Origin of the sequence: Agromyces mediolanus, from assembly GCF_014648575.1 — a bacterium.
In the GTDB taxonomy this organism is placed as follows: domain Bacteria; phylum Actinomycetota; class Actinomycetes; order Actinomycetales; family Microbacteriaceae; genus Agromyces; species Agromyces mediolanus.
In genome coordinates, this window is the sequence record NZ_BMRJ01000001.1 from 1179716 (window position 1) to 1193807 (window position 14092).

A 14092-nucleotide genomic window follows, 5' to 3' on the forward strand; every position below is an offset into this window, starting at 1 on the left:
CGGGGTCGGGCGGGGCGCCGGCCGGACACGACGGAGCCCCCGCCGTCATGCGCTGCGGCGGGGGCTCCGAGGATCGGGGCGAAGCCCGATCAGGGGTACGGCAGGGTGGCCGGCGGGTCGTTCTCGACGCCGACGAGCTCCTGGGCCTTCTCGAGGTACGCGAGCTGTCCCGCGTCGAACTCGAGCGGCTCGAGCGACTGCGTCTCGATCGTGGTGTCCCACGCGTCCTGGTCGAAGTACAGGTTCGAGCAGGCGAGGTGCCCGTCGAGCACCCACACGCTGTCCGAGCCGCGGAGCGCCGACACGTCGAAGTCGTTCGCCTCGTAGATGTCGAGCACCTCGTCGACGTTCTCGGGGAACTCGCCCGGCGCCGGAGCGGTCATGAAGTCGGCCGCCTTCAGCGTCGCACGGAGGAAGCGGACGAGCGTGTTCGGGTTCTTCTGCGCCCAGTCGGTGCCGGCGACCTGCACGTCGTTCGCCCAGTTGCGCAGCGCCTCGACGACGATGTTCGCCCCGTGCTCCTCGAGCGCGGGCCGGTCGTCGGCGTAGAACGGCTGCAGGCTGATGCGGTCGTTGACGAAGAACTCGGTCCAGGATTCCGAACCTGGGCCGGGGTACACGACCTCGACGTTCACGGTGTCGAGGTCCCAGCCCTCTTCCTTCAGCACCAGCTTGCGCTGGAACTCGGCCGGGTCGCCGGGCGTGCCGGCGAGGGTGATCGTCGTGCCGTCGAGGTCGTCGACCGAGTCGATGCCCTGCTGCACCGCGAAGTCGAAGTTCTGCCGGCAGTAGTGCCCGCCGACGAGCTCGATCGGGACGCCGCCCCGGATCGCCTCGATGACGGTGCCGGTCGACTCGACGCCGATGTCGGCGCTGCCCGACGCGACGGCCGCGGTGACGTTGTCGGCGGTGATGACCTCGACGGTGAGCCCTTCCTCCTCGTAGTAGCCGAGGTCCGTGCCGAGCACGTACATCGAGTACATCGTGATGTCGGGGAAGGGGATGGCGACGGTGATGTCGGTGTCCTCGGCGGCGCCGGGTTCGCCGTCGCCGAGATCGACCGGGCCGGACGGCGCCGGTGCGGCGGAGCTGCAGCCGACGAGCAGCGCCAGTGCTGCGATGCCGGCCGCAGCCGCGAGGCTGCTGCGGGGGATGGATTTGCGCATGACTCTCCATTCTTGGCGGGATAGACCCTCGCGGTCGGATCCCGCGGGAACGGCACCGTCCGCGAGTATGGATACGGTATCCAATCTGCTCCGGGCTGTCCATGCCCTCTTTCGAGCGGGGTTACGGAGGTGCTCCCGAGGTCGCGCGATCGGTGCGGTCGGGCGGGGTGACCGGGCGATTCGTGCGACGTCACGAGGCGGAGTCGCACGAATCGCGCCATGCCGGGTCGGAACGGGACCCTTTGCGCGAGCTGGGCCAGTGGACCTGGAGCGCCGGCGCCCGCGCGGGTGGGATGCTCGTAGCACTGGACGCGGATTGCAATTTTGGATACCGTATCCAGAAAGACGACGCGAGGAGGCGGAGTGCGGGCAGCGCTGCTCACCGATCACACCCTGGAGGCGCTCGCCGTCGCCGAGGTGCCGGTTCCGGCTCCGGGGGCGGGCGAGGTGCTCGTGCGCGTCGAGACCGTCGGCGTGAACCAGCTCGACCGCAACGTCATCGCCGGCATCGGGCCGGGCGCCGTCGCCAAGCTCCCCCGCGTGCTCGGCATCGACCCGGCCGGCACGATCGTCGCCGTCGGACCCGGCATGAGCGAGGCGCGCCTCGGTCGGCCGGTCGTCGTGAAGCCGAACATCCCCTGCGGCGAGTGCCGCAGCTGCGCCGCCGGCCGCGAGGCCGACTGCCCCGCGCAGACCGTGCTGGGCGTGCACCGCAATGGCGGCGCCGCCGAGTTCGTCACCGTGCCCGAGCGCAACGCGATCGACCGCGGCGAGATCCCCGCGGCCCTCGCCACCGCCGCCGTGCACACCGTGCCGATCGTGCTGAACGCCTTCGAGGCGATCGGCGTCGGCGCGGGCGACCGGCTCCTCGTCACCGGCGCGGGCGGCATGCTCGGCCAGATCGCGCTGCAGCTCGGCGTCGCGAGCGGGGCCGACACCGTCGGGGCATCCCGCTCCGCCGCCCCCGCGCCCGACGGCGCCCGCGTGCTCCGCGCCGGCTCGCCCGCCGAGCTCCGCGAACGCCTCGCCGCCGAGGCTCCCTTCGACGCGGTCGTCGACGTCGGCGGCCACGGGCCGACCTTCGCCGCCGGCATCGCCGCGCTCGCCTGGGGCGGTCGCGCCGTGACCTGCGCCGCCTCCGTCGACCCGGTGCTCGAGCTCGACCAACGCAGCTTCTACCTGCGCCGGCTGCGGCTCCTCGGCGTCGCGAGCGCCGACTTCGCGCAGGTGCGCCGGGCCCTGAAGCTCGTCGCCGAGGGCCGGGTAGTCCCGCCCGTCGCGGCGCGCTTCCCGCTCGAGCGGATCGCGGATGCCTACCGTGCGCCCCGCACGGCACCCGGCAAGGTGATCATCGATGTGTCCTGAGCTCGCGCGGCCACCTGCGCCTCGAGCAGGCGCCCGCCGCGACGCGACCGCCGTCGGCGCATCTCCCGTCCCCCGTGCACCAAGAGGAGAGGACCTCCCCGCATGACCCCCACCCCCAGCGGCCCGCTCGCGGGCGTCCGCGTCATCGAGCTCGGCCAGTACATCTCCGGGCCCTACGCCGCGAAGCTCCTCGCCGACCTCGGCGCCGACGTCGTGAAGGTCGAGTCGCCCGAGGGCGACCCCATGCGCCGCTGGGAGGGCAGTGGGCAGATGAGCCCGCAGTTCGCCGCCTACAACCGGGGCAAGCGCGCCGTCGTGCTCGACCTGAAGAGCGAGGCCGGCCTCGCCGCCCTCCTCGACCTCGCCCGCGACGCCGACGTGCTGATCGAGAACTTCCGGCCCGGGGTCGCCGCGCGCCTCGGCTTCGGCCCGGACGTGCTCGCCCGGGTGAACCCGCGCCTCGTCTCCTGCGCGATCACCGGCTTCGGCCCCGAGGGGCCGTACGCGAAGCGGCCCGCCTACGACACCGTCATCTCGGCCGTGGGCGGCATGTACAGCCAGGTCGTGCCCGAGGACCTGCTGCGGCCGCTCGGCCCCGCCTTCTCCGACCTGCTCTCGGGCATGTCGGCCGCGCAGGCCGTGCTCGCGGCGCTGCACGCCCGCGGCGACGCCGGCCCCGGCGAGCACGTCGAGGTCTCCATGGTCGGCTCGCTCATCGACTTCCTCACCGAGGCGGCCTCGACCTACCTCGAGACCGGGCAGGTCGCGGGCCCGGACTCCCGGCCGCGCCGGGCGCAGGCCTACGCCTGCCGCGGCTCCGACGGGCTCGACTTCGTCATCCACATGTCGGTCCCCGAGAAGTTCTGGACCGGGCTCCTCGAGGTGCTCGAGCGGCCCGAGCTCGCCGACGACCCGCGCTTCGCGACGCGCGAGGCCCGGGTGCGCAACTACGACGAGCTCGATGCGGAGCTGAAGGCAACGACGGCGCGGATGCCCCGGCAGCACTGGCTCGACCGGCTCGTCGCGCACGACATCCCGCACGGTCCGCTGAACACGGTGGCGCACCTCTTCGACGACCCGCAGATCGCCGCGATGCGCCTCGTCGAGGAGATCGAGGGACCGGATGGCTCGGCCCTCCGCGTCCCCGTGCCGAGCACGCGCTTCCACCGTTCGGGCCGACCCGCGCTCGCCGCGGCCCCGCGGCTCGACCAGCACGGCGCCGAACTCCTCGGGGCACCGCTGCTCGGGGCCGCCGCAGACGCGAAGCCCGAGGCATCCGCCGCATCCACCACCCCCGAGAGGAGCCGCGCATGAGCCGCCTCGACGAGCTCGTCGCTATCGACGTGCACACCCACCCGCAGACCGAGGAGTTCCTGCGGGCGATGGGCCAGCGCCACCAGCAGATGGCGAAGCACTTCGGCCGGGAGCGCCCCGTGGTCTCCTTCGCCGAGCAGGCCGACCAGTACCGCGAGCGCAAGATGATGGCGGTCATCGTGAACTCGGACTCCGAGACGACCTCGGGCATCCCCGGCGCGCCGAACGATCTGCTGGGCAAGGCGCAGGCGGACCACCCCGACGCCTTCATCGCCTTCGCCGGCATCGACCCGTGGAAGGGCGAGGCGGCGATCGCCGAGATCCGCCGCATGCACGCCGAGTACGGCATCAAGGGCGTCGGCGAACTGAACGCGGCGCGGCAGAAGTTCCTGCCGAACGACCGGCGCTTCTTCCCGATCTGGGAGACGTGCGCCGAGCTCGGCCTCGTCGTGATGTTCCACTCGGGCTTCCCCGGTGCGGGCGCCGGCACCCCGGGCGGCGGCGGGTACCGGCTCGAGAACTCGCGGCCGGTGCCGTACCTCGACGACGTCGCGGCCGAGTTCCCCGAGCTGAAGATCATCAGCGCGCACCCCGCCTGGCCCTGGCACCTCGAGAACCTCGCGATGGTGTGGCACAAGTCGAACGTGTACCTCGACCTCTCGGGCTGGGCGCCGAAGTACCTGCCGCCGGAGGTGGTCCGCTACGCGGACTCGCTCATCACCGACCGGGTGCTGTTCGGCTCGGACTGGCCCGTGATGACCCCCGACCGCTGGATGACGGAGTTCGCCGAGCTGCCGTTCAAGCCCGAGTCGCGGCAGAAGATCCTCCTCGACAACGCGCGCGCCCTGTTCGGCATCTGAGCCGCGCCCCGACCTCGCATCCCCTCGCACCTCCGGAAGGACCCACATGGCCGAGCTCGTCCTGGCGGCAGCCACGCCGCACAACCCGCTGCTCTGGCGGGCGATGAACGACCCGGTGCCCGACGACCTGCAGCCGATCGCCGCGAACTTCGGGCGCATCCGCGAGGCGGTCGCGGCGCACGACGTCGACGTGCTCGTCGTCATCGGCACCGATCACGTGCGGCAGTTCTTCTACGACAACTCGCCGCCGTTCGTCGTCGGCAAGGCCGAGTCGTACCACGGCACCTGGGAGAACGAGGTGCGCACCTTCGGCATGGAGTACGTGGAGCTCGCCGGGCACCGCGAGCTCGCCGACGAGATCACCGGGCGCACGGTGCTGCCCGAGACGATCGACCTCGCCGTGAGCCTGGAGTGGCGGCTCGACCACAGCTACGTGATCCCGCTGCAGTACGTGCGGCCCGAGCTCGACCTGCCGGTCGTGCCGATCCACACGAACGCCTCGATGCCGCCGGTGCCCTCGGTGCGCCGCTTCGTCGCGCTCGGCGAGCACCTGCGCGACGCGATCGAGCGCTGGGACTCGGACGCCCGCGTCGCGATCCTCACCTCCGGGCACATGGCCAACGACGTCGGCGGCCCGCGCACCTTCGCGGGCTCGCCCGACCCGGACTTCGACGAGGCGGCCGCCTCGTGGATGCGCGACGGCGACCTCGAGGGCGCCATCCGCGTCTGCAGCGACTTCCAGCGCCTCCTCGAGGCGGGCTGCATGACGTATCAGTACCTGAACGCGGTGGCGGCGCTCGCCGCGATGGGCGGCCGCCCGGCCGACTTCGCCGAGGTGACGCCGTCGCGCTTCGCCTCGAGCCCGTTCTTCCTGTGGGGGAGCCGCTGATGAGCAAGTACATGGTCGACAAGTTCATCCGCGCGGTGGAGCTGAGCGACGCGGCGGTCGCGGCGTACGTCGCCGATCCGGCCGGGGTCGTGGACGCCTGGCTCGCCGGGGGCGGTGGGCCGACGGGGCCGAGCGACGACCGGGAGCTGACGACGGCCGAGCGGGACGCCTTCGCGGCGCGCGACTACGCGGCGCTCTACGCGCTCGGCGCGCACCCGTACCTGCTGTGGCACTTCACCGAGGCGGTGTACGAGCACGAGTACACGCCCGAGTCCGGCTGGCGTGAGCTCGTCGAGCGCTACCGCGCGGCCGTGGCGCCGCAGGGGATCGTCGACTACATCCCGTAGGCGGCGCGGCTCGCGCTACTCCTCGACGCCGGGGTCGCCCCCGCGGAGACCGCCGTCGCGCGACTCGGTCATCGGCTCGCCCCGTTCGGCGGGACCGGTGCCCGGCACGGGGCCGTCGCGACCGGCGTCGGCCCGATCGATCGGCTGGGTGGTGCCCAGCGCGTCGTCTTCGTCGTCGTCCCGGTCGAGTTCGACGCGCCGCTCCTCGTCGGGGACGACGGCGTCCTCCGGCAGCTCCGAGTCGACGTAGGAGCCCTCGCCCTCCTCGGGCACGTACTCCTCGCCCGGGATCTGCGACTCCACGTAGGAGCCGGCGTCCTCCTCGGGCACCCAGTCTTCGTTCCTCGACATCGCGGCCTCCCCTGCTGGCGTTCGTGCGGTGGACGAGGCCCACGCTCGCAGGCGCGGCCCGCCGCGGCAACGGGCTTGACACCCGGTGCAGGAACGCCGTACCCGGTACCCGGTACCCTCGCTCCGACTTGCCCGACTTTCATGAAAGTCGGGCAAGTCGCGATCAGGCGGGGCGCAGGGCGCTCGCGAGGTCGAGGGCGGCGCCGGCGACGGCGGCCGAGGTGTCGGGGTCGCGCATCCAGAGCGGTGCGGCGTGCGCGCGGAGACCGGATGCCTCGAGCGCGGCCACGGCCGCGGCATCCGCCTCGTCGACGAGCCAGCCGTCGAGCAGTCCGCCGTTCGCGCGGCCGCCGTAGTGGCGGGCGACGGCCGCGGCATCCGTCTCCACGCCGATCGCGGCGAGGCACGCGTCGGCCATGCCGCGCACGACCTTGCCGCCGATGATCGGCGAGACCCCGACGACGCGCGCCTCGGTCGCGCGCAGGGCGTCGGCGATGCCGGGGATCGCGGTGATCGTGCCGATCGACACGACCGGGTTCGACGGGGCGAGCAGCACGACGTCGGCCTGCTGGATCGCCTCGACGACGCCGGGTGCGGGCCGCGCCTCGGCGATATTCCGTTGCCGGAATGCGCTCGCGGGCAGGCTCGCCCGGTGCCGGGTCCACCACTCCTGGAAGTGCAGCTCGCGCCGACCGTCGTCGGTCGGCTCGGCGATCTCGACCCAGGTGTCGACCTCGGTGTCGGTCGCGGGCAGCAGGTGCACGCCGAGCGGCCAGCGGCGCTGCAGGCGTTCGCCGATCTCGGAGGGGGTGAGCCCCTCGCGGAGCCAGGAGGTGCGCGCGAGGTGCGTGCCGAGATCGAGGTCGCCGAGCGTGAACCAGGGCCAGCCGACGCCCCATTCGCGCAGCTCCGCCGCGACGCGCTCGGACTCGCCGGCCCGGCCCCAGCCGCGCTCGGCGTCGTTCACGCCGGCGAGCGCGTAGAGCAGCGAGTCGAAGTCGGGCATGAGGCGGACGCCCGCGAGCCAGACGTCGTCGCCGGTGTTCACGACGACCGACACCTGATCGTCGGGTGTCGGCTGGTCGGGCGGGACGGATGCCCCGGGCCGCGGCTCGGCGCGGGCCGCCCGGCGCCGCAGTTCCTCCCTGAGCCCGCGCACGAAGCGCGAGCCGCCGACGCCGCCGGCGAGCACGGTGATCCTCACGGCTCCAGCGTAGGCGGCGCCGCGTGCACGTCCGGCGCGTCCCGAGCATTCGCGCCACGTCGAGGCGTGCTCATCCGAGCAATCCATTGCCCGAAGCCGCGCCTCGGGAGAGGATGAGCCGAACAGGAACCATGAGCCACGAGTGCACGACGACGTGCGGCAGGAGGCAGCATGACCATCGTTCGAGCGGCGATCACGCAGACGAGCTGGACCGGAGACAAGGCGTCCATGCTCGACAAGCACGAGCAGTTCGCGCGGGAAGCCGCGGGGCAGGGCGCGGAGGTGATCTGCTTCCAGGAGCTCTTCTACGGGCCCTACTTCGGCATCACGCAGGAGCAGAAGTACTACCGCTTCGCGGAGCAGGCCGACGGCCCCATCGTGCAGCGCTTCGCCGATGTCGCGAAGGAGCTCGGCACCGTCATGGTGCTGCCGATCTACGAGGAGGCCGAGACGGGGGTGTACTACAACACCTCGGTGCTCGTCGACGCCGACGGCACGATCCTCGGCAAGTACCGCAAGCACCATCTGCCGCACCTCGACCGCTTCTGGGAGAAGTTCTACTTCCGGCCGGGCAACCTCGGCTACCCCGTCTTCGACAGCGCGGTCGGCCGCATCGGCATGTACATCTGCTACGACCGGCACTTCCCGGAGGGATGGCGCGAGCTCGGCCTCAACGACGCGCACATGGTGTTCAACCCGAACGCGACGAAGCCCGGGCTCTCGAACCGGCTGTGGGAGGTCGAGGGACCGTGCGCCGCCGTCGCGAACGGCTACTTCGTGCTGCAGCCCAACCGCGTCGGCCGCGAGGACAACGAGTACGGCGAGCTCGCCGTCGACTTCTACGGCACGAGCCAGGTGATCGACCCCCGCGGCAACTTCGTCGGGGAGCGCGGCTCCGGCGAGCACGAGGAGATCCTCGTGCGCGACCTCGACCTCGACATGGTGCGGCAGATGCGCGACGACTGGCAGTTCTACCGCGACCGCCGGCCCGACTCGTACACCCGGATCGCGCAGCCGTGACCGCCGCAGCCCTTCGACCAGCAGCCCTTCGACCAGCTCAGGGAACCAGCATCGTGACGCAGCATCCCTTCGACCAGCTCAGGGAGCCAGGACCATGACCACGACCCTCATCTCGGGCGGCACCGTCGTCGGGGCGACCGGCCGCGGCGCCGCCGACGTGCTCGTCGACGGCGAGCGCATCGTCGCCGTGCTGGAGCCCGGCAGCACGCTGCTCGGCGCCGAGCTCGCCGGTTCCGTCGACCGGGTGATCGACGCGAGCGGCAAGTACGTCATCCCCGGCGGGATCGACGCGCACACGCACATGCAGCTGCCGTTCGGCGGCACGGAGGCCTCCGACACCTTCGAGACCGGCACCCGGGCGGCCGCGCACGGCGGCACCACGACGATCATCGACTTCGCCGTGCAACGGTACGGCGAGCGGGTCGAGGACGGGCTCGCGGCCTGGCACGAGAAGGCGGCCGGGGAGTGCGCCATCGACTACGGCTTCCACCAGATCGTGGGCGGTGTCGACGAGGCATCCCTCCAGGCCATGCGCAAGCTGCCCGACGAGGGCATCACGAGCTTCAAGCTCTTCATGGCCTACCCCGGCGTGTTCTACTCCGACGACGCGCAGGTGCTGCGGGCCATGCAGGTCTCCCGCGAGACCGGCATGCTCACGATGATGCACGCCGAGAACGGCCCGGCGATCGACGTGCTCGCCGAGCAGCTCGCCGAGCAGGGCAAGACCGACCCCTACTTCCACGGCGTCGCCCGCGCCTGGGAGATGGAGGAGGAGGCGACGCACCGCGCGATCATGCTCGCGAAGCTCACCGGCGCCCCGCTCTACGTCGTGCACGTCTCGGCGAAGCAGGCGGTCGCACAGCTCGCCTGGGCCCGCGACCACGGGCAGCACGTGTTCGGCGAGACGTGTCCGCAGTACCTCTACCTCTCGCTGGAGGAGCAGCTCGGCGCGTCGAGCGAGCAGTGGGGCGCGTTCGAGGGGGCGAAGTGGGTGTGCTCGACGCCGCTGCGCAGCCGGGAGGAGCGGCATCAGGACGCGATGTGGCAGGCGCTGCGCACGAACGACCTGCAGATGGTGTCGACCGACCACTGCCCGTTCTGCATGAAGGACCAGAAGGAGCTCGGCCTCGGGGACTTCCGCAAGATCCCGAACGGGATCGGCTCGGTCGAGCACCGCATGGACCTCATGTACCAGGGCGTCGTCACGGGCGAGCTCACGCTCGAGCGCTGGGTCGAACTCACGAGCACGACGCCGGCGCGGATGTTCGGGCTCGCCGGGCGCAAGGGCGCGATCCAGCCCGGCGCCGACGCGGACCTCGTCGTCTACGACCCGAACGGGCGCACGACGATCGGCATGCCGGTCGACGCGGACGGCAAGCCCACCGGCCGCACCCACCACATGAACATGGACCACTCTGCGTGGGAGGGCTTCGAGGTCGACGGGCACGTGGACGTCGTGCTGTCCCGGGGCAAGGTCGTCGTCGAGGGCGACGAGTACCTCGGCCGCAAGGGCGACGGCCGGTACCTGAAGCGCGGGCTGTCGAGCTATCTGAGTTGAACGTTCCAGAGACGGAGGCACCACCCATGGACTTCGGCGTCGTCCTGCAGACGAACCCGCCCGCCTCGCGGACCGTGCACCTCGCGAAGCTCGCCGAGCAGTTCGGCTTCTCGCACGTGTGGACGTTCGACTCGCACCTGCTCTGGGAGGAGCCGTACGTCATCCACTCCCAGATCCTTGCGGAGACGCGTCGGGTGATCGTGGGGCCGTTCGTCACGAACCCGGCGACCCGCGACTGGACGGTCACGGCGAGCGTCTTCGCGACGCTCAACGAGATGTACGGCAACCGCACGATCTGCGGCATCGGCCGGGGCGACTCGGCCGTGCGGGTGACCAACGGCAAACCGACCACGATGGCCGAGCTCCGCGAGTCGATCCACGTCATCCGCGAACTCGCGAACTCCAGAGCCGTGGAGTTCAACGGCGCGACGCTGCAGTTCCCCTGGTCGATCGGCTCCCGGCTCGACGTGTGGGTCGCGGCGTACGGGCCGATGGCGCTGAAGCTCGCGGGCGAGGTGGGCGACGGGTTCATCCTGCAGCTCGCCGACCTCGACATCGCGGCATGGATGATCCGCACGGTGCGGAACGCGGCCGAGGCCGCCGGGCGCGACTCTGACGAGATCGCGTTCTGCGTCGCGGCGCCCATGTACATCGGCGACGACCGCGAGCACATGCGCGAGCAGTGCCGCTGGTTCGGCGGCATGGTCGGCAACCACGTCGCCGACCTCGTCGCCCGTTACGGCGAGCACGGGCAGGTGCCGGAGGCGCTGACCGAGTACATCCGCGGACGCGAGGGCTACGACTACAACAGCCACGGCCGGGCGTCGAACGACCACGTCGACTTCGTGCCCGACGAGATCGTCGAGCGCTTCTGTCTGCTCGGCCCGCCGGAGGAGCACATCGAGAAGCTGCAGCGGCTCGCCGAGCTCGGCGTCGACCAGTTCGCCGGCTACCTGCAGCACGACAACAAGGAAGAGACCCTGCGCGTCTACGGCGAGCAGGTGATCCCGGCGCTCCGCGAGCACCTCGTCGCGAAGCGCTGACCGCCGCTGACCGCCGCCGATCCCGGTCGATCATCGGTCGATCATCGAAAGGAGCGCATCATGAACGACCCCGGCCCCGACGTCGACGACGTCGCCGAGGCACGCGACGTCACCGACGAGCTCGCGCGCGAGCTCGACCGGGCGCACGTCTTCCACTCGTGGTCGGCGCAGGCGCAGACGTCCTCGCTCGTCATCGCCTCGGGGCGCGGATGCCGCGTCTGGGACCACGCCGGCGTCGAGTACCTGGATTTCTCCAGTCAGCTCGTGAACGTCAACATCGGCCACCAGCATCCGGCCGTCGTCTCGGCGATCCGCGAGCAGGCCGAGCTGCTCACCACCGTCGCCCCGGCCACGGTGAACCTCGCCCGCGGCGAGGCCGCGAAGCGGATCGTCGCCCGCGCGCCCGAGGGGTTCCGCCGGGTGTTCTTCACGAACGGCGGCGCCGATGCGAACGAGAACGCGATCCGCCTCGCCCGGCTCACGACGGGGCGCGACAAGATCCTCTCGACGTACCGCTCGTACCACGGCAACACGGGGGCGGCGATCGTCTCGACCGGCGACTGGCGGCGGGTGCCGAACGAGTTCGCCCGCGGGCACGTGCACTTCTTCGGGCCATACCTCTACCGCTCGGAGTTCTGGGCGCGGAGCGCGGAGGAGGAGTGCGAGCGGGCCCTGCAGCACCTCCGCCGGGTGATCGAGTCGGAGGGGCCGCAGACCATCGCGGCGGTGCTGCTCGAGACCGTGCCGGGCACCGCCGGGGTGCTCGTGCCGCCGCCCGGCTACCTCGCCCGCGTCCGCGAGCTCTGCGACCGGCACGGCATCCTGCTGATCCTCGACGAGGTGATGGCGGGCTTCGGCCGCACCGGCCGGTGGTTCGCCTTCGACGGCTACGAGGTGCGGCCCGACCTCATCACCTTCGCGAAGGGCGTGAACTCCGGCTACGTGCCGGCCGGCGGGGTGATCATCGACGAGCCGATCGCGGCGGGCTTCGACGAGCGGGTGTTCCCCGGCGGCCTGACCTACTCGGGGCATCCGCTCGCGATGGCCTCCATCGTCGCGACGCTCGACGCGATGGCCTCGGAGGGCGTCGTCGAGCACGCGCGCGCGATCGGGGAGACCGCCATCGGGCCGGGCCTGGCCGAGCTGGCCGACCGGCACGAGCTCATCGGCGAGGTGCGCGGCGAGGGCGTCTTCTGGGCGATGGAGCTCGTCGCCGACCGCGAGACGCGCGAGCCGCTGCCCGCCGCCGCGATGGGGGAGCTCAAGGCGGCGCTGCTCGCGCGCGGGCTGCTGCCGTTCATCCAGGACAACCGCATCCACGTCGTGCCGCCGTGCGTCGTGACCGCCGACGAGGTGGCCGAGGCGATGGCGATCTACGACGAGGTGCTGAGCGCAGTGGGAGGCGCATCATGAGCGAGCACGAGTTCGTCGAGCACTGGATCGACGGGGCCACGACGAGCGGCGCGGGGGAGCGCACGGGGCCCGTCTACGATCCGGCCCGCGGCGTCGTCGCGCGCCGGGTGCGGTTCGCCGAGGCATCCGACGTGGATGCCGCGGTGGATGCCGCGGCGCGCGCCTTCCCCGCCTGGCGCGAGGTGTCGATCGCGAAACGGCAGCAGATCATGTTCCGCTTCCGGGAGCTGCTCGCCGCGCGGAGCGACGAGCTCGCCGCGATCCTGACGAGCGAGCACGGCAAGGTGCTCGGCGACGCCGCCGGCGAGATCGCCCGCGGACTGGAGGTCGTCGAGCTGGCGTGCGCGATGCCCGCGTACACGAAGGGCGAGTACTCCGAGAACGCCTCGACCGGCATCGACGTGTACACGGTGCGGCAGCCGCTCGGGGTGGTCGGCATCATCAGCCCGTTCAACTTCCCCGCGATGGTGCCGCTGTGGTTCTTCCCCATCGCGATCGCGTGCGGCAACACGGTGGTGCTGAAGCCGAGCGAGAAGGACCCGAGCGCCGCGGTCTGGCTCGCGCGGCTGCTGCAGGAGGCCGGGCTGCCCGACGGCGTGCTGAACGTGGTGCACGGAGACAAGGTCGCGGTCGACGCGCTGCTCGAGCACCCGGAGGTGCGCTCCATCTCCTTCGTCGGCTCTACCCCGATCGCCCGGTACATCTTCGAGACCGCCTCGCGGAACGGCAAGCGCGTGCAGGCGCTCGGCGGCGCGAAGAACCACATGCTCGTGCTGCCGGACGCCGACCTCGAGCTCGCGGCCGACGCCGCCGTGAACGCCGGCTTCGGCTCGGCGGGCGAACGCTGCATGGCGATCTCCGCACTCGTCGCGGTCGAGTCCATCGCCGACGAGCTCGTCGCGAAGATCGCCGAGCGGATGGCCCGGCTCCGCACCGGCGACGGCACCCGCGGCTGCGACATGGGGCCGCTGATCACCCGGGAGCACCGGGACAAGGTGGCCGGGTACCTCGACGTCGCCGAGGCGGACGGGGCATCCCTCGTGGTCGACGGGCGCGACCCGCAGGTGGATGGCGAGGCGGACGGCTTCTGGCTGGGGCCGACGCTCGTGGACCGGGTGCCGACCGACTCGGCCGTGTACCGCGACGAGATCTTCGGACCCGTGCTGTCGGTCGTGCGGGTCGCGGGGTACGAGGAGGGGCTCGCGCTCATCAACGGCTCGCCGTACGGGAACGGCACCGCGATCTTCACGAACGACGGCGGCGCCGCGCGGCGCTTCCAGCGGGAGGTGACGGTCGGGATGGTCGGCATCAACGTACCGATCCCCGTGCCGGTCGCGTACCACTCCTTCGGCGGCTGGAAGGATTCGTTCTTCGGCGACACGAAGGCGTACGGGCCGCAGGGCTTCGCGTTCTTCCAGCAGGAGAAGGCGATCACCTCGCGGTGGCTCGACCCGAGTCACGGCGGTGTGGACCTGGGGTTCCCGCGGCACGACTGACCGGCTCCGCCTGCCCTGTCCTCCGTGCCCCCTGTCCCTGCCCCGCCCCGCCCCGGTCCCCCCCCC

At 71.8% G+C, this 14092-nt stretch carries 13 protein-coding genes; 10 read left to right on the forward strand and 3 right to left on the reverse strand.

Annotated elements, in window-relative coordinates:
* Positions 1-89: 89 nt before the first annotated feature.
* A complete protein-coding gene (locus IEY71_RS05660) occupies positions 90-1166 on the reverse strand; it encodes an ABC transporter substrate-binding protein (RefSeq protein WP_189084283.1) in 1077 nt (358 codons plus the stop codon).
* Between the two features lie 363 nt (positions 1167-1529).
* On the opposite strand from IEY71_RS05660, the gene IEY71_RS05665 reads away from it, so the two are divergent.
* The 5 genes from IEY71_RS05665 to IEY71_RS05685 all read left to right on the forward strand — a co-directional run bounded on the left by IEY71_RS05665 (position 1530) and on the right by IEY71_RS05685 (position 5941).
* Positions 1530-2531 (forward strand): alcohol dehydrogenase catalytic domain-containing protein, encoded by a 1002-nt coding sequence (locus IEY71_RS05665; RefSeq protein WP_189084284.1) that lies wholly within the window; start codon positions 1530-1532, stop codon positions 2529-2531.
* Positions 2532-2633: 102 nt separating this feature from the next.
* On the forward strand, positions 2634-3845 hold the full coding sequence (locus IEY71_RS05670; protein WP_189084285.1) for a CaiB/BaiF CoA transferase family protein: 1212 nt from the start codon (positions 2634-2636) through the stop codon (positions 3843-3845).
* Entirely contained in the window at positions 3842-4705 is an 864-nt protein-coding gene (locus IEY71_RS05675) for an amidohydrolase family protein (RefSeq protein ID WP_189084286.1), read from the forward strand. The genes IEY71_RS05670 and IEY71_RS05675 overlap by 4 nt, the downstream gene beginning before the upstream one ends.
* Before the next feature lie 46 nt (positions 4706-4751).
* A complete protein-coding gene (locus IEY71_RS05680; protein ID WP_189084287.1) occupies positions 4752-5594 on the forward strand; it encodes a DODA-type extradiol aromatic ring-opening family dioxygenase in 843 nt (280 codons plus the stop codon).
* A complete protein-coding gene (locus IEY71_RS05685; protein ID WP_189084288.1) occupies positions 5594-5941 on the forward strand; it encodes a hypothetical protein in 348 nt (115 codons plus the stop codon). Before IEY71_RS05680 ends, IEY71_RS05685 begins: the two co-directional genes overlap by 1 nt.
* A gap of 15 nt (positions 5942-5956) precedes the next feature.
* On the opposite strand, the gene IEY71_RS05690 is transcribed toward IEY71_RS05685, so the two are convergent.
* The gene (locus IEY71_RS05690) at positions 5957-6292 is read right to left on the reverse strand and encodes a hypothetical protein (protein WP_189084289.1); all 336 of its coding nucleotides are present in this window, start codon (positions 6290-6292) and stop codon (positions 5957-5959) included.
* Positions 6293-6455: 163 nt separating this feature from the next.
* Positions 6456-7496 carry a 2-phospho-L-lactate transferase gene (cofD, locus tag IEY71_RS05695; RefSeq protein WP_229781537.1) on the reverse strand — a complete coding sequence of 347 codons (1041 nt, stop codon included), beginning with the start codon at positions 7494-7496 and terminating at the stop codon, positions 6456-6458.
* A 171-nt stretch (positions 7497-7667) separates the two neighbouring features.
* Here cofD and IEY71_RS05700 point away from each other — a divergent pair, with 171 nt between their 5' ends.
* The 5 genes from IEY71_RS05700 (at position 7668) to IEY71_RS05720 (ending at position 14026) form a co-directional block, all read left to right on the forward strand.
* The gene (locus IEY71_RS05700; protein ID WP_189084291.1) at positions 7668-8516 is read left to right on the forward strand and encodes a nitrilase-related carbon-nitrogen hydrolase; all 849 of its coding nucleotides are present in this window, start codon (positions 7668-7670) and stop codon (positions 8514-8516) included.
* Between the two features lie 94 nt (positions 8517-8610).
* A complete protein-coding gene (hydA, locus tag IEY71_RS05705) occupies positions 8611-10074 on the forward strand; it encodes a dihydropyrimidinase (RefSeq protein WP_189084292.1) in 1464 nt (487 codons plus the stop codon).
* 26 nt (positions 10075-10100) lie between these two features.
* A complete protein-coding gene (locus tag IEY71_RS05710; RefSeq protein WP_189084293.1) occupies positions 10101-11117 on the forward strand; it encodes a TIGR03842 family LLM class F420-dependent oxidoreductase in 1017 nt (338 codons plus the stop codon).
* Between the two features lie 60 nt (positions 11118-11177).
* A complete protein-coding gene (locus tag IEY71_RS05715) occupies positions 11178-12530 on the forward strand; it encodes an aspartate aminotransferase family protein (protein ID WP_189084294.1) in 1353 nt (450 codons plus the stop codon).
* Positions 12527-14026: a CoA-acylating methylmalonate-semialdehyde dehydrogenase gene (locus IEY71_RS05720; protein ID WP_189084295.1), complete on the forward strand. Its 1500-nt coding sequence runs from the start codon at positions 12527-12529 to the stop codon at positions 14024-14026. Before IEY71_RS05715 ends, IEY71_RS05720 begins: the two co-directional genes overlap by 4 nt.
* Positions 14027-14092: the final 66 nt, after the last annotated feature.

Bases quoted from the DNA above. Each gene is read 5' to 3' on its own strand.
- hydA (WP_189084292.1), top strand. From the start codon at position 8,611: ATGACCACGACCCTCATCTCGGGCGGCACCGTCGTCGGGGCGACCGGC.
- IEY71_RS05670 (WP_189084285.1), top strand. From the start codon at position 2,634: ATGACCCCCACCCCCAGCGGCCCGCTCGCGGGCGTCCGCGTCATCGAG.
- IEY71_RS05685 (WP_189084288.1), top strand. From the start codon at position 5,594: ATGAGCAAGTACATGGTCGACAAGTTCATCCGCGCGGTGGAGCTGAGC.
- IEY71_RS05700 (WP_189084291.1), top strand. From the start codon at position 7,668: ATGACCATCGTTCGAGCGGCGATCACGCAGACGAGCTGGACCGGAGAC.
- IEY71_RS05675 (WP_189084286.1), top strand. From the start codon at position 3,842: ATGAGCCGCCTCGACGAGCTCGTCGCTATCGACGTGCACACCCACCCG.
- IEY71_RS05710 (WP_189084293.1), top strand. From the start codon at position 10,101: ATGGACTTCGGCGTCGTCCTGCAGACGAACCCGCCCGCCTCGCGGACC.
- IEY71_RS05690 (WP_189084289.1), bottom strand. From the start codon at position 6,292: ATGTCGAGGAACGAAGACTGGGTGCCCGAGGAGGACGCCGGCTCCTAC.
- IEY71_RS05720 (WP_189084295.1), top strand. From the start codon at position 12,527: ATGAGCGAGCACGAGTTCGTCGAGCACTGGATCGACGGGGCCACGACG.
- IEY71_RS05680 (WP_189084287.1), top strand. From the start codon at position 4,752: ATGGCCGAGCTCGTCCTGGCGGCAGCCACGCCGCACAACCCGCTGCTC.
- IEY71_RS05715 (WP_189084294.1), top strand. From the start codon at position 11,178: ATGAACGACCCCGGCCCCGACGTCGACGACGTCGCCGAGGCACGCGAC.
- IEY71_RS05660 (WP_189084283.1), bottom strand. From the start codon at position 1,166: ATGCGCAAATCCATCCCCCGCAGCAGCCTCGCGGCTGCGGCCGGCATC.